This is a genomic window from Chryseobacterium sp. C39-AII1, from assembly GCF_039672645.1.
GTDB lineage: Bacteria > Bacteroidota > Bacteroidia > Flavobacteriales > Weeksellaceae > Chryseobacterium.
The window spans coordinates 269,033-291,267 of the sequence record NZ_JBDFPQ010000003.1 but is presented as its reverse complement, the minus strand read 5'-3'; the positions used below and the strand labels follow the sequence as shown (position 1 = coordinate 291,267).

The 22,235-nt window shown below is 35.4% G+C and carries 23 protein-coding genes; 7 read left to right on the top strand and 16 right to left on the bottom strand.

From position 1 onward, the window contains the following. Positions 1-81 precede the first annotated feature (81 nt). The 3 genes from ABEG63_RS07010 to ABEG63_RS07000 are packed head-to-tail and all read right to left on the bottom strand — an operon-like array spanning position 82 to position 2,266. Positions 82-1,101, bottom strand: a complete 1,020-nt coding sequence (locus ABEG63_RS07010) for an alpha/beta hydrolase (protein ID WP_346583928.1) — start codon at positions 1,099-1,101, stop codon at positions 82-84. A gap of 21 nt (positions 1,102-1,122) precedes the next feature. Then, positions 1,123-1,506 (bottom strand): DUF3037 domain-containing protein, encoded by a 384-nt coding sequence (locus tag ABEG63_RS07005; protein ID WP_267404929.1) that lies wholly within the window; start codon positions 1,504-1,506, stop codon positions 1,123-1,125. After that, positions 1,493-2,266 (bottom strand): HipA family kinase, encoded by a 774-nt coding sequence (locus ABEG63_RS07000; RefSeq protein WP_346583927.1) that lies wholly within the window; start codon positions 2,264-2,266, stop codon positions 1,493-1,495. Before ABEG63_RS07000 ends, ABEG63_RS07005 begins: the two co-directional genes overlap by 14 nt. Before the next feature lie 174 nt (positions 2,267-2,440). Here ABEG63_RS07000 and ABEG63_RS06995 point away from each other — a divergent pair, with 174 nt between their 5' ends. Further along, positions 2,441-3,289 (top strand): alpha/beta fold hydrolase, encoded by an 849-nt coding sequence (locus tag ABEG63_RS06995; protein WP_346583926.1) that lies wholly within the window; start codon positions 2,441-2,443, stop codon positions 3,287-3,289. Positions 3,290-3,389: 100 nt separating this feature from the next. Here ABEG63_RS06995 and ABEG63_RS06990 read toward each other — a convergent pair whose 3' ends face one another. The 7 genes from ABEG63_RS06990 to ABEG63_RS06960 all read right to left on the bottom strand — a co-directional run bounded on the left by ABEG63_RS06990 (position 3,390) and on the right by ABEG63_RS06960 (position 11,501). Beyond that, on the bottom strand, positions 3,390-4,211 hold the full coding sequence (locus tag ABEG63_RS06990) for a flavin reductase family protein (protein ID WP_346583925.1): 822 nt from the start codon (positions 4,209-4,211) through the stop codon (positions 3,390-3,392). A 183-nt stretch (positions 4,212-4,394) separates the two neighbouring features. Beyond that, positions 4,395-5,642: a fumarylacetoacetase gene (fahA, locus tag ABEG63_RS06985; protein WP_346583924.1), complete on the bottom strand. Its 1,248-nt coding sequence runs from the start codon at positions 5,640-5,642 to the stop codon at positions 4,395-4,397. Between the two features lie 59 nt (positions 5,643-5,701). Continuing rightward, the gene (locus ABEG63_RS06980) at positions 5,702-6,169 is read right to left on the bottom strand and encodes a hypothetical protein (RefSeq protein WP_312389872.1); all 468 of its coding nucleotides are present in this window, start codon (positions 6,167-6,169) and stop codon (positions 5,702-5,704) included. Positions 6,170-6,240: 71 nt separating this feature from the next. Next, positions 6,241-7,371, bottom strand: a complete 1,131-nt coding sequence (gene hppD / locus ABEG63_RS06975) for a 4-hydroxyphenylpyruvate dioxygenase (protein ID WP_312389874.1) — start codon at positions 7,369-7,371, stop codon at positions 6,241-6,243. Between the two features lie 244 nt (positions 7,372-7,615). After that, positions 7,616-8,014: a hypothetical protein gene (locus ABEG63_RS06970; protein ID WP_346583923.1), complete on the bottom strand. Its 399-nt coding sequence runs from the start codon at positions 8,012-8,014 to the stop codon at positions 7,616-7,618. 645 nt (positions 8,015-8,659) lie between these two features. After that, entirely contained in the window at positions 8,660-10,168 is a 1,509-nt protein-coding gene (locus ABEG63_RS06965) for a succinate CoA transferase (RefSeq protein WP_346583922.1), read from the bottom strand. A gap of 178 nt (positions 10,169-10,346) precedes the next feature. Beyond that, positions 10,347-11,501, bottom strand: a complete 1,155-nt coding sequence (locus ABEG63_RS06960) for a homogentisate 1,2-dioxygenase (protein ID WP_312389880.1) — start codon at positions 11,499-11,501, stop codon at positions 10,347-10,349. A gap of 123 nt (positions 11,502-11,624) precedes the next feature. On the opposite strand from ABEG63_RS06960, the gene ABEG63_RS06955 reads away from it, so the two are divergent. Together ABEG63_RS06955 and ABEG63_RS06950 are read left to right on the top strand one after the other, a co-directional pair. After that, positions 11,625-13,697 (top strand): TonB-dependent receptor, encoded by a 2,073-nt coding sequence (locus ABEG63_RS06955; protein WP_346583921.1) that lies wholly within the window; start codon positions 11,625-11,627, stop codon positions 13,695-13,697. Positions 13,698-13,777: 80 nt separating this feature from the next. Next, entirely contained in the window at positions 13,778-14,245 is a 468-nt protein-coding gene (locus ABEG63_RS06950) for a thiol:disulfide interchange protein (protein WP_346583920.1), read from the top strand. A gap of 75 nt (positions 14,246-14,320) precedes the next feature. On the opposite strand, the gene ABEG63_RS06945 is transcribed toward ABEG63_RS06950, so the two are convergent. Continuing rightward, complete coding sequence (locus tag ABEG63_RS06945) at positions 14,321-14,791, bottom strand: cupin domain-containing protein (RefSeq protein ID WP_346583919.1); 471 nt, start codon at positions 14,789-14,791, stop codon at positions 14,321-14,323. Between the two features lie 92 nt (positions 14,792-14,883). On the opposite strand from ABEG63_RS06945, the gene ABEG63_RS06940 reads away from it, so the two are divergent. Beyond that, positions 14,884-15,264 carry a helix-turn-helix domain-containing protein gene (locus ABEG63_RS06940; protein WP_346583918.1) on the top strand — a complete coding sequence of 127 codons (381 nt, stop codon included), beginning with the start codon at positions 14,884-14,886 and terminating at the stop codon, positions 15,262-15,264. Positions 15,265-15,395: 131 nt separating this feature from the next. On the opposite strand, the gene ABEG63_RS06935 is transcribed toward ABEG63_RS06940, so the two are convergent. The 4 genes from ABEG63_RS06935 to ABEG63_RS06920 all read right to left on the bottom strand — a co-directional run bounded on the left by ABEG63_RS06935 (position 15,396) and on the right by ABEG63_RS06920 (position 19,490). Further along, a complete protein-coding gene (locus ABEG63_RS06935) occupies positions 15,396-16,250 on the bottom strand; it encodes a glycine betaine ABC transporter substrate-binding protein (RefSeq protein ID WP_346583917.1) in 855 nt (284 codons plus the stop codon). Position 16,251: 1 nt separating this feature from the next. After that, positions 16,252-17,079, bottom strand: coding sequence for a proline/glycine betaine ABC transporter permease (locus tag ABEG63_RS06930; protein WP_346583916.1), 828 nt, complete (start codon positions 17,077-17,079; stop codon positions 16,252-16,254). Between the two features lies 1 nt (position 17,080). Continuing rightward, positions 17,081-18,331 (bottom strand): glycine betaine/L-proline ABC transporter ATP-binding protein, encoded by a 1,251-nt coding sequence (locus ABEG63_RS06925; RefSeq protein ID WP_346583915.1) that lies wholly within the window; start codon positions 18,329-18,331, stop codon positions 17,081-17,083. A 793-nt stretch (positions 18,332-19,124) separates the two neighbouring features. Then, positions 19,125-19,490, bottom strand: coding sequence for a DUF1304 domain-containing protein (locus ABEG63_RS06920; RefSeq protein ID WP_346583914.1), 366 nt, complete (start codon positions 19,488-19,490; stop codon positions 19,125-19,127). A 69-nt stretch (positions 19,491-19,559) separates the two neighbouring features. On the opposite strand from ABEG63_RS06920, the gene ABEG63_RS06915 reads away from it, so the two are divergent. From ABEG63_RS06915 to ABEG63_RS06905, 3 genes are all read left to right on the top strand, one after another. After that, positions 19,560-20,132: a Crp/Fnr family transcriptional regulator gene (locus ABEG63_RS06915; protein ID WP_346583913.1), complete on the top strand. Its 573-nt coding sequence runs from the start codon at positions 19,560-19,562 to the stop codon at positions 20,130-20,132. 63 nt (positions 20,133-20,195) lie between these two features. Continuing rightward, on the top strand, positions 20,196-20,618 hold the full coding sequence (locus ABEG63_RS06910; RefSeq protein WP_346583912.1) for a DoxX family protein: 423 nt from the start codon (positions 20,196-20,198) through the stop codon (positions 20,616-20,618). Positions 20,619-20,666: 48 nt separating this feature from the next. Next, positions 20,667-21,110 (top strand): carboxymuconolactone decarboxylase family protein, encoded by a 444-nt coding sequence (locus ABEG63_RS06905; protein WP_346583911.1) that lies wholly within the window; start codon positions 20,667-20,669, stop codon positions 21,108-21,110. A 100-nt stretch (positions 21,111-21,210) separates the two neighbouring features. Here the strand turns inward: ABEG63_RS06905 and ABEG63_RS06900 are convergent, their stop codons facing one another. Beyond that, positions 21,211-22,194 (bottom strand): aldo/keto reductase, encoded by a 984-nt coding sequence (locus ABEG63_RS06900; RefSeq protein WP_346583910.1) that lies wholly within the window; start codon positions 22,192-22,194, stop codon positions 21,211-21,213. Between the last annotated feature and the right edge of the window lie 41 nt (positions 22,195-22,235).

The following is a 22,235-nucleotide window of genomic DNA, read 5'->3' as shown; positions in this document are numbered from 1 at the left end:
TAAAAAATAATGATATGTATATTAATTTAGCAAATTTGTATTGATGGTTTTAAAATAATGTTTAATAAATTGTCAAATATTCTATTTAGTATGAGAAATAATGAAATTAACCATTTGATCATTCAGCTGATCCATGTATATTTTATCAGTAGTTCCAAAACCGTGAATTCCGTCTTTTACAACGACTAAAGAAGTTTCAATATTTTGTTTTTTAAGTTTTCGAACCAATTTTTTTGATTGATTTATCGGCGCCACACGATCTTTATTTCCATGAAGTATAAAGGTTGGAACGGCATTTTCAACATCATTTATAGGAGATACTGTTTCGAGATAGTCTATGGCTTTTCTTTTTTCGGTTTGAATATCGTATCCTGAAATTCCCATGACCAATTTTTGTCTGATTTCCACAATAGGCTTAAAAAACCAACCCACAATCGTCACAGGAATTTTGCCTAATCTGGTATGTAAAAGTTTGTTTAAATCGGTCGGACCAAAATTACTGACCACATAATTCACCTTTCCGGAATAAGAAGAAAGTTCAGGACTTCCAACATATTCGTTATCGTTTGTATAAGCTGATAACATCGATAAATGGGCACCTGAGGAAGCCCCGTAAAAACCAATATTGTTATCATCAAAGTGATATTTTTCAGCATTTTTCCTTACCCATCTTACGGCATCTTTCGTATCCTGAACCGGTAAAGGAAAATGCACGGTTTCATTCACCAAAGTATTGTCAATGCTTATAACTGCATAGTTTTTTTCTATTAATTTTAAAATAAAACTTTCAATATAGCTTTCGGCTCTTACTGTTTTATCACCTTTTGCCCATGCACCACCGTGTACATATACCACCACCGGAAGTTTTTCTAATGTCGAATTTTTAGGCTTATAAATATCTAGAAGTAAAGGTTTTCCTGAATCATCATTTTTATAAGGAATATCTTTCTGAAAGTCTGTTTTTTCAGGCAGGAGAACACTTGGAGAAGCTGGCGGCTCAAGTGGCGGTTGAGAATAGGCAACATTGAATAAGGTGATGCATAAAACAAAAAACAGGTTTAAAGAAAACCTGTAAATTATATTGCGATTGAATGATTTCATAGAATATTATTTTGAAGAGTATTATTTTACTAACTCCTCAAAAAGTTTACCAAACGTCTTTTCAAGATCTTTGGATTTTCCAGGATGAGGTCTGGAAGTCTGCACAACAGCACTTCGAACTGCCGTCAGCCAACGGAAACGTTCAGGAATTTCGAGCTGTGCGATTGGACCGCCATCTTTTTTTCCTTCTGCAATTTTTTTGAAACTTTCCAGATTTTGAATCACATCATCATAATCCAGTTTGCTATGCATCAGTTTAAATTTATCAGGACATAAATAAAATTCCACCTTAATAAACTTCTCTCTTTTAGAAAACATCACCAATCCGATGTTGAAAAATTCTTCTCTCTCAACCTTCGGAACCAAGCGGATTACCGCATATTCGTAAATTTTATCCTCTTGCATTTTTGGCTTCGTTTAAAAAGATTTCAGAATGTTCTAATCTGGTTTTCAAAAAGTTGAAATAGATGTCACGGATTTCCTCCGGCGATTCTTCCGCGTCGTTCCAATGCAACCAATCTTCAGGAATCATATCAACAATTTCTCTGAAAACTTTTTCATTCAATACTTCTTTAGCAAATTTGTCTGCTTCATCCAGTTTTGAAGCTTTTGGAAGTAAAACGTGATCTTTTACATATTTAAAAGGCGTTTTTGCCGCCGTATCAAAATTCTGCCATGAATGGTGAAAATAGAAAGACGCACCATTGTCGATAATCCACAATTCTTTGTGCCACATCAACATATTCGTATTCCTGAAAGTACGGTCGATATTGGTGATAAAGGCATCCATCCAAACGATTTTTGAGGCAAGAAGAGGATCAACCTGAACACTCGGATCATAGGTTATTGCTTCTGAAAGATAATGTAGTCCGAGATTTAATCCTTCAGAATTTTTCAAAAGATCCTGAATTTCTTCATCTGCTTCCGTTCTTCCGAAGTCGACATCAAGATTGATGAAAACCAATTCCGGAATTTTTAATCCTAATAATTCAGTGATTTTTCCACCTAATAATTCGGAAATCAACATTTTCACTCCATGACCTGCGCCACGGAATTTCAAAACATATTTAAAATCATCATCAGCCTCTGCCAAAGCGGGAAGCGAACCTCCTTCACGAAGCGGCAGAATGTAACGCATGACGGTTACCGTTCTTAAATCCAACATGATGCAAAAATAAGGTTTTTCCTTTGTGTTTATTTCTATTTATGCTATTTTTAAGTTTAAAATCAATTTTGATTAATTATTAACTAAAAATTGCTCTCGCAGATAACGCAGATGTTTACGCATAAAAAGATTTGCGTAATCTGCGAGAGATAAAAATCAACAAAACAAAAAGATATGCAAATCACAAAAAGGCAAAATATTATCATCCCCAACCCTGAAACAAGAGATTTTCTTGCAGATGCTTATTATCCGGGAACCAATGAAAAATTACCGCTAGTCATTTTTGTACATGGTTACAAAGGCTATAAAGATTGGGGAGCTTGGGACTTAATGGCAGAAAATTTTGCAGAAGCCGGATTTTTCTTTGCTAAATTTAATTTTTCCCACAACGGAACAACGGTTGAAGATCCTTACAATTTTGCCGATCTTGAAGCTTTCGGAAATAATAATTACTCTAAAGAATTGTCAGATTTAGGCGCTGTGATAGATTATTTTGTTGCTGATGAAAAAGTTGATGATCAGAAAATAATTTTGATTGGTCACAGTCGGGGAGGAGGGATTTCTATCATTAAAACGTATGAAGATGAAAGAATTAATGGGTTGATTACCTTGGCAAGTGTCGATACTTTAGAACGTTTTCCAAAAAATGAAGCTTTTGAAAAATGGAAAGAAGCAGGTGTTTATTATGTGGTGAATGGAAGGACGAAGCAGGAAATGCCTCATTATTATCAGTTTTATCAAGATTTTGAAAAAGATGAGCATCGTTTTGATGTTGAAAGAGCCACGGAAATGGCAAAAGCTCACGTTTTAATTATTCACGGGATAAATGATGAATCGGTAAGCGTAAAAAATGCCGAGCATCTTCATATTTTAAACCCGAATTCGGAATTATATCTCATTGAAAATGCCAATCATACTTTTGGAGCTAAAGAGCCTTGGGAAGAGAATGAAATGCCGAAAGATCTGAATGAAGTGGTTGATAAGTGTGTGGAATTTATCAATGAAAAAATTGTGAATGAGTAATGGCTGGAGGATGGAAGCTTGAAGATGGAGGTTTAAATTATACTGCTTTTTTTACGGTTTTAAAACTTCCATCTTCCCGCTCCTGACTTCCCGCCATAAATTATTTAATTAAAACTTTCCAGGCTTCCTCAATCTTGTTTTCAAGCAATAATTGCTGAGCATCTTGGTGAATATTTTCATCGGAATAATATTCTCCGGAAGGTAAAACCTCAACATTCGCTAACATTCCCAAGTCGTTTCCTGTAAAGATTTTACTGAATTTAATTTCATTGGGAAGTAGATCGAAACCAATTCCTTTGGTTACCAATGGTTTCGGAACTTCAAATAGATTTGCTTCATTATTTCTCGAATACCAATTTCCTCCTAAACGAGCCACCATATCCAGTTTTGCTTGATCCAGATTTCCTTGTTCGTTAAGATATTCTTCTCTAATATGAATTTTCTGAACTTCACAAATGACTAAGTTTCCGGCACCGCCCTCATCTCCCAAAGGTTTTACTTCTAAAACTTTACATTCAAAATTTACAGGACATTCCTCAATTAATTTTGGTTGGACTAAATCAGCATCTTTCATGGTTAAACCGGATTTAACGAATTCATTTACGCCGTCTCCGTATTCTGTTGATGCTAAAGAAATCTGCTGTACAATTGGGAAATTCACTGTTCCGATCACTACTTCCGGAACTTCCAAAACGTTTTCTAAAGTATGTTTTGTGGTATTATCACGAACTCTTCTCGATGGTGAAAAAATCAATATCGGAGGAACCGTACTGAACATATTGAAAAAACTGAATGGAGATAAATTTATCGTTCCATTTTTGTCAACCGTTGAAGCCAATGCAATCGGACGTGGTGAAACGGCTGTTTGCATAATGAGCTGAAGTTGTACGGGAGTTATTTCAGAGGGGTTTACTGTTTTCATTTATTTTGTTTTTAATACTTGAAATTTAAGTATTTAATGATATGAAAAGAGATGCTTCGACAAGCTCAGCATGACATTTCTCTAATACTAACTGTTATAAAAAGTAGTATTTTAACAGTCTATTTGTAGCGATGTCATGCTGAGCGAAATCGAAGCATCTCTATGATTTGTTTAAAATTGTAATTATTTCGCAGGAATAATTTTACCTGAAACTTCACCGAAACCTACTCTCACACCGTCTTTTTCAGCCCAAGCTTTCATAGTTACGGTATCGTTGTCGTCGATGAATTTTCTTTCCTGTCCGTTGCTTAGTTGTAAAGGATTTTGCCCTCTCCATGTCAACTCAAGCATAGAACCGAAAGATTTTGGATCGCTTCCTGAAATTGTTCCGCTGGCGTATAGATCTCCAACTTCTACATTACAGCCATTTACGGTATGATGCGCCAATTGCTGTGTCATATTCCAGTACATATGCTTGTAATTACTCTCAGAGATCAGATTTTGCTCACCATTTTCCGGCTGCAAGTATACTTCAAGATTGATGTCGTAATTTTTATCTCCTTCAAATTTTAAATAATCTAAAACTTCAGGATCTTGTGTAGGAGAAGTCGTTTTGAATGGCTCTAAAGCTTCCAAGGTAACCACCCAAGGAGAAATAGAAGAACCGAAATTTTTAGCTAAAAATGGTCCAAGTGGAACGTATTCCCAAGACTGGATATCTCTAGCAGACCAGTCGTTGAAAACAACCATTCCGAAAATTGCGTCTTCGGCATCTTTTGTAGAAATGCTTTCGCCCATCTCCGTGTTTTTGTTGATGACGAACGCCATTTCCAATTCGAAGTCTAATTGTTTACATGGTCCGAAAACCGGTTTGTCAGCATCTGCAGGTTTCATCTGACCTTTTGGACGGTTGATTTCCGTTCCCGAAACTACGATAGATGAAGCTCTTCCGTGATAACCTACCGGAAGATGTTTCCAGTTTGGTAATAAGGCATTGGCAGGATCTCTGAACATTTTTCCAACGTTGGTTGCGTGCTCAATGCTACTGTAAAAATCGGTATAATTCGGGATGTGCAAGGGCATCATCATTTTTACCTGATCCAAATCGTAGAATGCTTCTTCGATGGTTTTTTCGTCTTTTGACAATGTGGAACCTTCCTGCAATAATTCCTGAATTTTTAAACGAACAGCATTCGTCACCGGTTTTCCCAGTTCTATAAATTCGTTGATGGTATATGCTTCAAAGATATTATCGTCGAGCCCTTCGATTTCTTCAAAATATCCAAGGTCGAACAAAGTCGCAAGATCAATCACCTGATCTCCGATTCTTGTACAACATCCGATATATTCTTTGTTGAAAACTGCAACTCCAAACGGAATATTATGTATTGAAAAGTCTGAATTTGATGAATATTCTACAAATGATTTCATAAGTTTAGAATTTAATTGATGAAATTCAGGATTTTTTGAGTTCCCGAATTTTAATTTGATTATTTTTTCACCTTTGAATAAGAGGCTTCATCGATCCATCTGGCTCTGGTATTGATGTCAATCAGATATAAAATATCATCCTGCTGCGTCAATAGCAAAGTTTTGGTAACCGGAATAGGAACTTTTTTATTTTCAAGCATATCTGCCCGTAGAGAAATGATGTTTTTCTTGTTTCTTACAATATCTCCGGAAAATACATTCGAGCTGCTTTCTCCGGTTGCCTTGTCATCAAAAACCTCAACGTAAGTAGCTTTATTCCCTTTGATTATAATAAAATCTCTTTCCGTATGGTCTGCCTCATCTTTTATGTAAACAAACTTTTTACCGTCTATATTTACATTTTCCAAATGTTGATTTACCCCTTTTCTTTCTTCAAGTCTGGTAAGAATTTGATCTAGTGTACCGTATTGTGCTTTTACACCTAATGTTGCTCCAATAAATAAAATTCCAACGAAAAATTTTCTCATAATTCTGTGTTTTATACAAAAAGTTTTGTCAAGACTCATCATCCTGACAAAACATACTATTTTTATTTAAATTAAAGATTTCCTCTTCTCTCTTGCTCTCTTTCTAATGCTTCGAACAATGCTTTGAAATTACCTGCCCCAAAACTTTGAGCGCCGTGTCTTTCAATGATTTCGAAGAATAGAGTAGGGCGGTCTTCTACAGGTTTTGTAAAGATTTGTAACAAATATCCTTCCTCATCATGATCAATAAGTATACCTAAATCCTGAAGTTTCTTAAGATCTTCGTCAATATGGCCCACTCTTTCAGGAACCATGTCATAATAAGCTTCTGGCGGAGCAGATAGGAATTCTACACCACGTTTTTTCAATTCAGTTACGGTGTGGATAATATCTTTTGTAGCAACTGCGATGTGCTGTACACCTTCACCTTCGTAGAAATCAAGATATTCTTCTACCTGAGATTTCTTTTTACCTTCTGCAGGCTCATTGATCGGGAATTTTGCATATCCGTTTCCGTTTGACATTACTTTAGACATCAAAGCAGAGTATTCTGTGTTGATCTGTTTGTCGTCAAAAGATAGGATGTTTACAAATCCCATTACTTTTTCGTACCACTCAACAGTTGGGATCATTCTGTCCCAGTCTACATTTCCTACGCAATGGTCAACATACAATAAACCAGCTTCTTCAGGCTTATAATCGCTTTCCCATTTTTCGTAACCAGGCATGAAAGCACCGTTATAATTTTTTCTTTCGATAAACATGTGAACCGTTTCTCCGTAAGTGTAAATACCGGACATTTTTACTTCACCATGCTCATCTGTAAGAGTTATAGGCTCTAAATAAGGCTTTCCGCCTCTTTTAGTAGTTTCTTCGAAAGCTGCATAGGCGTCGTCTACCCAAAGTGCCAAAATTTTCACTCCATCACCATGCTTTTTTACATGCTCGCTGATAGGCGAATCAGATTTAAGACCAGTCGTAAGGATCAATCTTATTTTTCCCTGTTGAAGAACATAAGAAGCACGATCTCTAACGCCCGTTTCAGGCCCTGCATAAGCTACAGACTGGAAACCAAAAGCGGTTTTGTAATAATGAGCAGCCTGTTTTGCATTTCCTACATAAAACTCAATATAATCTGTACCGTTGATCGGTAAAAAATTCTCTGCTTGAGCAATTTTTTCGGCAAATGTAAGTGTTGACATATTTTCTATTTTTACTTTTATTCTAGGATGCAAATTACAAATTTCCGGCAAATACGAAAAATATAAACAAACAATCGTTAGTAAAGCTAAATAGTAAGTATCAAGAAAAGTTCATTTAAGTATTCTTAAGTTTATGGTAGAATGCTTAAGATGTATACTTTTGTAATACTAAAAACGCAAGAAAAAAAATATTTCGAAACCAGAAAGCCGCAGAATTTCCACGGCTTTCTTTTGTATATTGGGTTTATTTCTTATTTAATCTTCCCGCATCGGGGTTGTAATTGTCCCAAATTTTCCATTCACCATTTATTTTTCGGATGAAATAAATCTGAGTGTTTAATTGATTCACAAAATGTTCCTCGTCACTTTCACCTACTTTGAACAATAAATTCCAGAATTCCTGTGATTCTATGATTTTTTTATCCGGCTCATCGGTTACCAAATGAAGATCAAAAACTTCATAATTAGAGCGGTTATTTTTCGTCACCAAATGAAAATCTCTTTCACAAAGCTCTTTACTAAATTGTGAAACTCTCTCTAAAAATGGAGATTCATCAAAAACTAAATTCTTAAAAATCCCAGTTTTATGATTCGGAAATTCTTTATAAAACTCAAACACGGTAGCACAATAATCGTAAACCATCTGATAAAATTTTTGATCATTTTCCTGCTCGTTAAATAATTTTTTCTCTTTTACAAATTGTATGTAAGAGTTTAGGTCTTTATAGCCTAAAAAAATACAGATTTTATCTAAGGTTTTTAAAAATCGTAAATCGTTGTGGGTTTTATCCTGATAATCGTTCTCGAAAAATCGTTGTAAAGTAACGTGAGAAATAGTACTTCCAATCTCAAATTTTTTTCCTCCCTTCAGCTCGTCAGCTTTAGATAATTCATCCTTAATAATCTATGAAAGAATAATATAATGGCTTCTTTTCCATTCTGTTACTCTTCCCAAAACCGAATTTTTTACTTTAGAATGTTGTATAACTTCATCTCTTATCGAATTGTATATCGTCTTCAATTTCTGTGTTTATGAAGCAATAGATCAAAAATACTGCCAAAATTCTAAATTCTGATACCGTTAAATCACAAACGGAAAGATTAAAAATTAATGTTTAAACCTTTCGTAAGCTGCTTTTTCCAACATTTCTCTATCATCGGGATGCGCAATACTTATGAGTTCTTAAGTTCTTTTTCGAAGATTTTAATTTCTCAGTTCAATTATGAGAAAGGACCAAGTGCATTACACTCAGTCCTTTTATATCGTCAACGTACAATTGATTTTTAATTATAAAACTTCAGAAGCAACCTGTTTTTTCATGCTGCCGGTTTCTGAAAATCTTAAATGCCAGCTGAAAGATTCTTCCAGCAAATGTGGTGTATGACCACCTCTTTCACAAGCTCTGTCGAAATACGATTGCAATTCTTCTCGGTATTCTGGATGAACGCAATTATCGATGATTTTCTGTGCTCTTTCTCTTGGTGCTAAACCTCTCAAATCAGCCAAACCAACATCGGTTACCAAAATATCAACATCATGTTCCGTATGATCGGTATGGGAAACCATTGGAAGAACGTGCGAAATATTATTTTCTTTCGAAGCTGCCTGAGTCACAAAAATACTTAGGTAAGCATTTCTTGCGAAATCTCCAGAACCTCCGATTCCATTCATGATTTTTGTTCCTCCGATATGGGTTGAATTTACGTTTCCATAAATATCAAATTCTATCGCAGTATTGATGGCAATGACTCCCAATCTTCTGATCAATCCCGGAGTATTGGAAATATTTTGAGGTCTTAAAACAAACTTTTCTTTATATTTTGAAAGATTTCCTAAAACTCTTTCATAGCATTCCTGAGAAACGGTGATGGACGATGCAGAAGCAAAACTCAGTTTCCCTGAATCAATTAAATCAAATGTGCTGTCCTGAAGCACTTCAGAAAACATCGTCAAATCATAGAAATTACTGTCTTTAAAACCGGTAAGAACGGCATTAGCTACTTTTCCGATGCCTGCTTGAAGCGGAAGAAGTCTGTCGGTAAGACGACCTAACTGCACTTCATTTTCAAAGAAGGCAAGAAGGTGTTTGGCGATAGCAGTGGTTTTTTGATCGGGTTCTGCAATATCGGCAGGGCTGTCTTTACGGTTGGTGAAAACAATCGCCTCAATTTTATGAGGATCTACAGGAATACTTTTTCTTCCGATTTTATTCCACGGAGCCACAATTGGGATCACATTTCTGAAAGGATAATCTTCTGCCTGATAAATATCGTGAATACCATAAACTTCCTCAGGAACTTCTGTATTGATCTCAATAATCACTTTTTTAGCCATCGCCGCAAAAGTCACCGAATTTCCTACCGAAGTTGTTGGAACAATACTTCCATCTCTTTCGATATAAGCCGCTTCAATCACGGCAACATCTATGCTTTGTAGGTTTTTGGTGTGAAGAAGCTCTGCACTTTCGCTCAAATGCTGATCGATGAAAAGGATTTCACCATTGTTGATCTTGTTTCTTAAAATAGGATCTACCTGAAAAGGCATTCGCTTTTTTAAAACATTGGCTTCTGCTAACTTTCCATCGGTTCCGTGCCCAAGAGAAGCACCTGTCATCAACGTAATCTTGATATCTTCGGTTTTACCTCTTTCTGCCAACGCGGGTAAAATGGCTTTGCTGTCGCCCGCTTTTGTAAATCCGCTGGAGCCAACTGTCATACCGTCTTTAATAATCTTAACAGCGTCTTCCACAGTCGTAACTTTCTGGCGGAGACTTTCTAATCTGATTCTTTCTAACATGTAATTTTGATTTAATTTTAACCATCATTAACTACATATTTTTTCATTTAAATAATGATGATTAAATGTTAACCGTATGTTACAAAAATACGGAAAAAGATGCTCTAAATAAAGCATTTAAAGCATCTTTTCTATTATTTTTAATGATAAATTTTCGTTGTTGATTAAACTGACATTTCTATTCTTCCAACCAAGAAGTTTTATACGAAGGATCTTCTACTTTCAAAGCTTCTTCCGTTAATTTCAACGGGCGGAAAGGATCAACCATCACGGCATATTCTTCAGTGAATTTTTTACCGATACTTCTTTCCATTGCTCCTGGATGCGGTCCGTGAACGATTCCACCTGGATGAAGCGTAAAGTCCATCAAATCAATATGGTTACGGCTCATAAAATCACCTTCTGTGTAGAATAAAACTTCATCAGAATCAATATTTGAATGATTGTAAGGTGCCGGAATGGCTTGTGGATGATAATCGTACATTCTTGCACAGAACGAACAAACCACAAAATTATGTGCCTCAAAAGTTTGATGAACCGGTGGCGGTTGGTGAATTCTTCCCGTAATCGGTTCGAAGTTTTTGATATTGAATTTATAAGGATAAAAGTAACCGTCCCAGCCTACAACATCGAATGGATGCGTTGCATAAATGAAATCTGTGATCTGGTTTTCTTTTTTTACTTTAATTAAAAATTCGCCTTTTTCATCTTTTGGCTCCACAAAAGTAGGAGCAATGATATCTCTTTCGCAGAAAGGTGAATGTTCTAATAACTGTCCGAATTCGTTTCTATATCTTTTTGGAGTATAAATAGGTGAATGACTTTCTACCACGAAGAAAACCGTGTCATCAGAATGTAATTCCACCTGATAGATCGTTCCTCTTGGAATAATTAAATAATCACCCACCGAAAATTCTAAATTCCCCACAAAAGTTTTTAGAATTCCGCTTCCGCTGTGCGCGTATAAAAGTTCGTCACATTCAGCATTTTTGTAGAAATAATCCATCGATTTTCTTGGCTTCGACAATCCCATTTTCAGGTCGTTGTTTACCATCAAAAACTTTCGGCTATCCATAAAATCGTCTTCGGGAGTTACATTCATTCCCTTAAACATTCTAGGCGTTACATTCTTTTCAACAACGATTTTCGGGGTCACATCCTTTGGTTCGCCAATAGATTTTATCTGTGTCGGACGGTGAATGTGATATAATAAAGAAGAAATCCCATGAAAACCTTCAGTTCCGAAAAGTTGTTCATAGTAAAATTTGTCTTCAGGAGATTTGAAAATCGTATGTCTTTTTGGTGGGATATTTCCCGACTGATGATATCTCATTTTACTTTTATATGTTGACTCTCAAATTTAATATTTTTTGATGAATTCAAATAAAAAACATTTTTTCATTGAGTTTTGTCGTTCTAAAAATAATTGTTAGTTTTGTCTAACAATTTTAATTTCATGAAGCGAATATTATTTTCTGTTGTCTTTTTATCTACTTACTGTTTTTCTCAGGAAACGGATAGTTTAAGTTTAAATCAATCCATAAAACAGGATTCGGTAAAAACTGTAAACAAGAAGGAAGTCAAAACCAAATTGATTGATGATGTGGTAATCACAGGAACGATAAAACCTGTAAGCAAGTCGAAAAGTCCTGTGGCTGTGGAGATTTACAGTCAGAAATTCTTTCAGAAAAATCCGACTCCGAGTATTTTTGAAGCGATTTCGATGGTGAATGGGGTAAAACCTCAGCTGAATTGTTCGGTTTGTAATACGGGAGATATTCACATTAACGGATTGGAAGGACCTTACACGATGATTTTAATTGATGGAATGCCTATTGTTAGTTCACTTTCTACGGTATACGGTTTAAGTGGAATTCCGAACAGTTTGGTTGATAGAATTGAAGTGGTAAAAGGTCCGGCTTCTTCAATTTATGGTTCCGAAGCGATGGGCGGAGTCATTAATATCATCACTAAAAATGCCTTGACAGCTCCCAAATTAAGCGTTGATGTGATGACCAGTACCTGGAGCGAAAATAATATTGATCTTTCCACGAAATTTAATTTAGGCAAAAATGTAGCATCTTTATTGAGTTTAAATTACTTTAGTTTTGAAAAGAGATTTGATGAAAATAAAGATAATTTTACCGATGCCACTTTGCAAAACAGGATCTCAGTTTTTAATAAATGGAATTTTAAACGAAAGGAAAACCGACAGGCAAGTTTTGCTTTGAGGTATCTGTATGAAGACCGTTTCGGAGGTGAAATGCAATGGAATAAATCCTACCGCGGAAGCGATGAAGTATATGGCGAAAGTATTTATACGAATAGAGTAGAGGCTTTCGGGGTTTATCAGTGGCCTATGAAAGAGAATATTGTAACCCAGTTTTCGTATAATTTCCATGATCAGAATTCTTTTTATGGAACCAATCCTTTCACCGCGACTCAAAAAGTGGCTTTTGCACAGACCTATTGGGATAAAAAATTGGGAAGTCATGACTTGATCGTAGGTTTAACTCTTAAAAGAACTTTTTATGATGACAACACGCCTGGAACTTTATCGTCTGACGGATTGACCAATGAGCCTATGAAATCCCCGATTTGGGGTACTTTTGTTCAGGATCAATGGGAAATTAACGAGAAAAATACGTTATTGCTCGGTTACAGATTTGATTATGACAGAATTCATCATGCTGTTCATTCACCTCGTTTTGCATGGAAATTTTCCCCGAATCCTTATCATACGCTGAGGTTTAATTTCGGAACAGGTTTTCGTGTGGTGAATTTATTTACTGAAGATCATGCGGCGTTGACAGGTTCGCGTGATGTGGTGATTAAAGATAATTTAAAACCTGAAAGATCGATTAACGGAAACTTGAATTATGTCTGGAAAATCCCTGCAGGAGACCGATTGATTAATTTGGATGCTTCTGCTTTTTATACTTATTTCAGTAATAAGATTGTCGGTGATTTTGATACAGATCCTCAAAAAATTATTTACGATAATCTTCATGGCTACGGGATTTCAAGAGGTGCTTCTCTGAATCTTGATTACAGTTTCAGTTTTCCGTTAAATATCAATTTAGGCGTTACTTATCTGGATGTTTATCAGAAATTTGATGGGGAAGAAGGTAAAGTTCAACAACTTCACGCGCCGAAATGGAGTGGAACATACAATCTGACATACAAATTCAAGAATAATTTAACGATAGACTTTACAGGACAATTTTACGGGCCGATGCGTTTGCCGGTTTTAGAGAATGATTTCCGACCGGAATATTCTCCTTTTTATACTTTGGCTAATATCCAGGTTTCAAAGAGTTTCAAATCAGGATTTGAAGTGTATTGCGGAATAAAAAACCTGTTCAATTTTACACCGAAAGATCCTCTGATGCGACCGTTTGATCCGTTTGATAAACATGTTGATGACCCGATCAATAATCCGAATCATTATACTTTTGATACGGCTTACGGATATGCTCCGATGCAGAAAATCCGAGGATTTATGGGAGTTAGATATACTTTGAAATAATAATTTAAAGTAAAAGATAGAAAAAGAAATGATTAGAAAAAGGTTTCGAAAATCTTTTGTGGTAGAAAAAATGATACAAAATGAAAATTGTAACAATATTTTTATTTTTAATGTTAGTGCCAGGTTTTTGTCTTTCACAGATAAAAACAGGCACTTTTTCGGATTTGGAGATTCAGCAAAAAGAAAATCCTAAACCGATCATTATTCATTTATATACAAGCTGGTGTTCGATTTGTAAGATTGAGTTTTTCCAATTAAATAAGGATAAAGATTTGGTTAAACTCATCGATGAAAATTTTTACTTTATTAATTTTGAAGCTGAAAAAACGAAAGATAAAATCCATTTTCAGGGAAAAGAATTCAATTATCTTTCTAACGGAAATTCAGGAATTCACGAATTGACTTTGGCTTTATCAAAAAATAAAAATCAGCCTGTTTATCCGTTGTGGATTATTTTAGATGAAAATCAAAACTTAATTAATTATCAAGAAGGACAGTTTAAAGCAAAAGATTTGAAGGAAAAGCTGAGTGATATTTTAAATCATTAGTGCTCGCAGATTTTGCAGATCACACAGATTTTTTAGGAAGGATGATCTGCACAATCGGCCGAATCTGCGAGAATATTATTTTTCACCATCAATTAAAACTGCTAATTGAATGCAAGGTTCATCTGAACGGTTGCTCCACGCATGATTCGTTCCTCTCTGAATCACAATATCTCCTGGTTTCAACAGCGTTTCGCCTTCTTCCATGATCAGATATAATTCTCCGGAAAGAATAATGATATAATCCAGCGTCTGCGTTTTGTGCATCATCGGATGAGGTTCTCCGGTTTTCACTTCTAGTCCTAAATCTTTATCAGGCGGAATAGAAACATATCTGAAATACGTTCCGTTTTTCGGAGTTTGTGGAAATCCTGTATTAGGAATCTGGCTTTCAAGATCTAAACTTGCAGGCATTTGCTGGGTGTTCCAGACATCAGAAATGATAAGATTCGGGAAATGTTCTACCGCATTTTTTACGATTTCATCTTCAACGATAACCGATTTTCCGTCTTTTATTCCGGTGATAATTCTTCTGGGGATTGTATTCATGTATTAAAATTTAGGAAACAAAAATAATTCGTGAATAGTTTATATTTGCTACTAGTTAACTATTGGTAACTAATAACTTTAAAGTAACTATCATGGCAAATATTATTGAAAATGGCGTGGAAAGATCGGCAACCTGTACCGAAGAATTGTTTGCGATGCGCGACAGTCTGGATGTTTTAGGCGGAAAGTGGAAACTGATGATCTTAAGATATTTAACCAACAGAACCGATCAGCAAATTCATTTTAAAAAATTGCAGCGTGGCATTGAGGGGATTTCCGCAAAAATGTTGAGTAAAGAGCTGAAAGAATTAGAAATGAATCTTTTAATTACAAGAACGATTCAGGATACAAAACCAATTACGGTTACGTATGCCGTGACGGAATATGGAAAATCTGTTTTTCCTGTCACCGAAACTTTGGTGAATTGGGGCTTGATTCACAGAGAAAAAATTAAAGATTCGATGGGTTCCTGATGATTAGTTTTTTGATTTAAAAATAAAATCTCTCGCAGATTTTGCAGATCACGCAGATCCTTTAGGTGCAATCATCTGCGCTATCAGCCCAATCTGCGAGAGAAATTTTATAAATAATCTTCTTCGATAAATTACTTTTTATTCAACCAGTCTTTTATAAGTTGAGGATGATCTTCCACCCATTTTTTAGCGGTGGCTTCTTTATCTTTACTGTCCTCCATTTTGGTTAAAAGATCGGTCATCGTAGCGTCGTCAAAATGCACTTTAGAAAAGAAAGCTGCTAATTCAGGATGATCTTTACCAAAACTTTTTCGGCTGTAGGTTTTAATTTGTTCAGCTTCACCGTATGTTTTTTTCGGGTCTTCCAGAAATTTAAGTTTCATCTTTCCAAACATCCAATGCGGCTGCCATCCGGCGACTACAATCCATTCTTTACGTTTAATGGCATTCTGAAGCTCGGTGATCATTGCGATGGTAGAAGAGTTGATCTGTTGATAATCCAGTTTATAATCGATAATAACTTTATCGGTTGCGGATGTCATTCCGGCTCCTTTTTCAATTCCTATAATTCGGTGTCTGAATTGATCTTTATATGCATTCAGTTCTTCAATAGACTGTATCGGAACATAATCAGGAACCACCAAACCTATTTTTCCACCATTATAATTGGTTCCCAAAGGTTTTAATTCAGGAAACTTCGCCACTTTTGCGGCATGCGTAAACGGGAGCCACACACCCATAAAAAGATCGGTATCTTCATTATTCATCGAAGCTAAGATCATATCTGTTGATGCTTTCTGAATGATCACATGATAACCCTGTTCATCCAAAATAGCTTTGGCAACGTGCGTCATGGCTACATCTTCTGCCCAGCCGTCTACCATTCCGATGGTGATATATTTAGAATTTTTTAATTTTTCACATGAATTAAATAATCCTAAAACAGCGATCAATAAAGCCAATATCAGGTATTTTATTTTCTTCATATTATTGTTTTTTCTTTACAAATCCTTGAGTAATTCGATCGAGAATAATGGCTAGGATCACGACAGATAAACCACTTTCAAACCCTAATCCGATATCCAGATTATTAATTCCTTCCAATACTTTTTCACCCAACCCTCCTGCGGCGATCATTCCGGCGATTACCACCATAGATAATGATAATAATATGGTTTGATTGACTCCGGCCAAAATAGTTTTTGTGGCTAAAGGAAGTTCTACTTTAAATAAAATTTGTCGGTTGGTAGCTCCAAATGCTCTTGCCGCTTCCACAATATCTTTCGGAACGGCATCAATTCCTAATGTCGTTAAACGAACGGCGGGTGGCATTGCAAAAATAATTGTGGCAAATGCTCCCGGAACTTTACCGATACTGAAAAATAATACGGCAGGAATCAGATAAACGAATGCAGGCATGGTTTGCATTAAATCAAGCATCGGACGAATAATTTTCGCGGCAAATTTATTTTTTGCGGCCCAGATTCCCAACGGAACGGACAATATCAGTGCGGTAAGTGTTGATACAAAAATAAGCGCCAAGGTTTCCATGGTTTCTTTCCAAAATCCCATTAAAAAGATTAGAGTAAGTCCGGCGGCCGTCATTATAGCGGTTCCTTTTCCGGCTTTCCATAAGGCAAGTAAGGTAAAAAGTAGAATTATAACATAAAAAGGAGTGTTTACCAAAACCCACTCTATTCCTAAAATAGAAGAGTTTCCTACGTTTTTTATAACATCAAATACAGGTTTTCCGTGTTCTGTGAGCCAATTGATTGCGGTTGCTACATATTGGCCTATATCTATAATTTTATTCATCTTATTGGTTGTTTGCGATTTCTTTTAATTCAATAATTTCTTCTTCGTTAAACTTTGTGGCTTCTATCACCAAAGATAATTGCGTTACCAAGCCCAGGAATTTATTGTTTTCGTCTACAACGGCAATCGCAGATTTACTTCCAGAAATCAATGGCAGCATTTCTTCAACGGTGGCATCTTTAAGTACAGAAGGAACATTACTGTTAATCACTGATTCTACGGTAGGTTCTTTCCTTCGGGCAATCATCATAATATCGCCGAGGGTTACAAAGCCGAGAAATTTATTCTGAAAATTAACAACGGGTAAAGTTTCCAGACCTGTTGCTCTCATTTTTCTCAAAGCACCTTCGGGACCGTCTTTTCTGAAACGTACAACCGTTGGTTTATCAAACATTAAAGATTTGGCGGTGATAATCGTTTTACGATCTACTTTTTCCACGAAAGCTTTCACATAATCACTTGCCGGATTGGTTAAAATATCTTCCGCGGTACCAATTTGCTCAATGACTCCATCTTTCATAATAACGATTCGATCGCCGATTTTGATGGCTTCATCCAAATCATGGGTGATAAAAACAATAGTTTTTTGCAGCGTATCCTGCAGTTCGAGCATCTGATCCTGCATTTCAGATTTTATCAATGGGTCGAGTGCTGAAAAGGCTTCGTCCATCAACAGAACTTCAGGATCATTAGCCAAAGCTCTTGCCAAACCTACTCTTTGCTGCATTCCACCAGAAAGTTGAGAAGGGTACTGATTTTCAAAACCATTGAGTCCGACAATATCCAAGGCCTTCTGTGCTTTTTCTTCGCGTGAAGCTTTATCTTCACCACGAATTTCCAGTCCGAAAGCAGCATTGCTTAAAACGGTGTGATGGGGAAGGAGTCCGAATTTCTGGAAAACCATACTCATTTCTGTTCTTCTTACTTCCAGCAGGTCTTTGTTGTTTTTATCGGTGATATTATCGTCGTTAATATAAACTTTTCCCGAAGTAGGTTCGTTTAATCGGTTTAGGCAACGTAATAACGTAGATTTTCCACTTCCCGAAAGTCCCATGATGACGAAGAATTCGCCTTCATAGATTTCAAAATTGGCTTTGTTGATTCCGACGGTACAACCTGTTTTTTCAAGGATTTCTTTTTTAGAAAAGCCTTTATCGAGAAGTTCCATTGCTTTCTCTTTTTGTTTACCGAAAATAATCGTGAGATCTTCGACTTTCAGTTTTACTTTTCTGTTATTTTCAATTTTATCCATATCAGAGTTTTTTTGCATGTGATTGACTTCAATTTACAAATAATTTAAAATACAGATTAAACGTATAATCTATATTCTTATACAATGTCGAAAAGTACCGTCCTGTATTGAGTTTTAATTAAAAATCATATATGAAAAATAAAAATCGGCAAAAGACCAGAAGTCTGATGCGACATTTATATTTCATACAGATTTTACTCTTGAAGAAGAGCGTATCATGAAAAAAGAAAGTCTTTTAAATAGATTTTCAAAAATAAATTACCAATAAAGATAATTAAACAGGTATTTGTACTGAACAACTTGAATTTCTACATTTTATCAAAATGCAGGCCAATAGTAAAAAGCAATGCTCTCATTTTTTATTAGCGATGCAAATTTACGAATTTAATATTAAATGAATTTTTAAGGCTATAAATTCCTGAATATCAGTGGTTAATGATAAACAGGATTTTGATGTTAATTTTAATCAAAAATCAAGAAAATTTGTAAAAAAAAATATGGATTATGTTTGAATTTGATTTGAAAGCTATGAAAATCACTACTCAATTTTTAACACAAAGTTTAATTTTTATTATATATAACCTGAGTGAGCAAAGAAGAATCAACAAGTTGATTTGATGAAGTTTTATTTTACGCTTTGCGAAGCAAATTTTATTTGCCTTTGCCTTCTAAAATAACACGAGATATGAAACATAATCTTTGCTATAAAAAATATTATTCTTTAGAAATGAGAATAATAAGCATTTCTAACTTCGATTTTAATTAAACTATATTGAGTAAAATGAAATCTAAATTATTTCAGCAAAACGGCAATAATTGCTAAAATAGCGGGAAGCGCCTGAACAAAAAATATCTTTTTAGTGGCAGAAACAGCACCATAAATTCCGGCAACGGCAACGCAACCTAAGAAGAATAGGGCAATATTGGTTTGCCATTTCGGATCTTCAATGAAGAAAGACCAGATCAATCCGGCGGACAAAAAGCCATTATAAAGCCCCTGATTAGCAGCCAAACCTTTAGTCGGTTTGAACATTTCCGCAGGTAAAGCTGCTTTGAAAACTTCTTTCCCTTTGGTTTCCCACGCAAACATTTCCATCCAGAGAATATAAAGATGTTCGATGGCTACAACGGCGATAAGAATTTTGGCTACAATTTCCATGATGTACTGTTTTGTCATTGTAAAACTAAAAAAATAAAGTTAAGTTTGGTTATACAATTTTCAAAAATAATGGAATCTTTCAAAGCGCATCTGGACAAGTTTATTAGCATTAATGACGAAGAGTTTGCTTCAATTCTAACTTTTTTTCGAGTGGTAGAAGTTAAAAAGAAACATAATTTTATGGTAGATGGCGAAATTTGTAAATCTATGTATTTTGTTGTGAAAGGTTGCCTGAGAAAGTTTTTTGTCAATGAAAAAGGAACTGAGCAAACTACGGAATTTGCCATCGAAAATTGGTGGATCACCGATACTTTTGCTTATGAAAGGCAATTTAAATCTGATTTTTGCATTCAGGCAGTTGAAAAATCTATTGTTTTGGAGATTGATTTGTCAACTCAGGAAGAATTGTTGAGAAAGCATCCTGTGATGGAACGATATTTCAGAATGATTTATCAAAGGGCTTATGCGGCTTCAGAAAGACGGATCCGTTATTTGTATGAAATGACGAGAGAGGAGTTGTACGTACATTTCAGTACACTGTATCCGTGGTTTATTCAACGCATTCCTCAATATTTAATTGCTTCTTTTTTAGGATTTACTCCGGAATATTTAAGTGAAATCCGAGCGAAATTACGTTCTTAAACCAGTTTAAGATTTTTACGATTTATAATTCAGAACTTTGTCATGTAATTAAAAGCCAGTATCATGACAGACAAAAAGGTTCTATTTTCGCAGTTATTTTTAAGACTCGCCATTTCGGTAACGATGCTTTCCGCAGTTGCTGACCGGTTCGGATTTTGGGGTGAAAATTCTGCGTGGGGAAACTGGGAGAATTTTGAAAAATATACAAAACAATTAACTTTTTTCCTTCCTGAAAGTTTAGGAACTGTTTCAGCTTATGTCGCCACTTTCCTGGAAATTATTATCCCATTGATGTTGATTTTAGGATTTAAAACTAAAATTGCTGCCTACGGAGCTGGATTTTTATTACTCATTTTCGCTTTATCGATGACAATAGCATTAGGAGTGAAAGCGCCTTTAGATTATTCAGTTTGGGTAGGAAGTGCGGGAGCCTTTTTATTGGCGAGTCAGGAAAAATATTCTTTTTCTTTAGATGATAGATCATAGACTGATAGATAATAGATCGTAACAAATTAACTAAAAATATAAAATATTATGAGCGCAAGATTTGATATGGCGGCTATTGATAAAGCTGCATATAAAGCTATGTTTGGATTGGAAGGTTACCTTCAGACGACTTCATTAAACCATACTCAGAAAGAATTAATTAAGATCAGAGCGTCGCAAATCAACGGATGTGCTTTCTGTCTGGATATGCACACGAAAGATGCGGTAAAATATGGTGAAACGCCACAGAGAATTTACCTTTTGAACGCGTGGAGAGAGGCTTTGGAGCTGTATACTGAAGAAGAACAGGTTTTATTGGCGATGACAGAAGAAATTACTTTGATCAGCCAAAAAGGATTAACAGAAGAAACTTTTCAAAAAGCAAAACAATTGTTTGATGAAAGCCAAATCGCCCAAATCATCATGGCTATTATCACGATTAATTCATGGAACAGAATTGCAATAAGCACTCATATGCCGATTGCAAAATAATCCTTCTATTTATTTTAAAGTTATTAACGAAAACGCTTCTCAACATTGAGAAGCGTTTTACCTTATTATGATGTCATTTTGATGACGAATTTTAAATTTATTAAAGTTGTGCTAACTCTGTCGTAATAAAATTCAGCTCTTCCTGAGATAAGTCGAAAGACATTGCTTTGGCATTTTCAATCGCTTGCTGAGCATTTCTTGCACCTGCTAAAACCACTGTGATGGCTGATTGCAAAGTTGTCCAACGTAAAACTAACTGAGACAGAGTTGCTCCTTTTTCCTGAGCAATCGGTTCTATTTTGTCTAAGAAATTTTTTACTTTATTCAAATCAAACTGCGAAAAATATCCGTTTCTGTGATCGTCTTCTTTTAGTTTATTGTCTTTAAAATATTTTCCTGTCAACAATCCTCTTTCCATCGAACTGTACACGATAATTCCGGAATTGTTTTCTAAAGAATAAGGAACCAAATCATTTTCAATTGAACGGTTCAGCATACTGTATGAAACTTGATTACTCGCCAATTTCAATGTTTTATTCGCTTCTTCCATTTGTTCAACAGAATAATTGCTCACACCTACGGTTCTGATTTTTCCTTGTTGAATCAGCAATTCCAAAGCTTCCATCGTTTCACTGATTGGAGTTGTTGCATCCGGCCAGTGCAATTGTAAAAGATCGATATAATCTGTTCCCAATCTTTTTAAACTTTCCTCAACTTCCTTGATAATATTCTCTTTTGAAGCAAATTTATAAATCGGAATTTTTTTACCATTTTCCTCTGCATCGAAGAAAAATTCACCTTTTCCGTTATTGCTTCCATCCCAAACCAACCCGAATTTAGTAAGCAACTGTATTTTTGAACGATCTTTTCCTTTAATGGCTTCACCGATCATCTCTTCGCTTAATCCGAAACCATAAAAAGGTGCTGTGTCAATTGAAGTTACGCCATTATCCAAAGAAGCATGGATTGAGTTGATGGAATCTTGTTTTTCATTTCCGCCCCACATATTTCCACCGATGGCAAACGCTCCGTGTGTAATCACTGAAAGTTCAAGATCAGTGTTTCCTAATTTTCTATATTCCATTTTATTTTTGTCTTATTTTTTTTAATTGAAATTTTTAATTT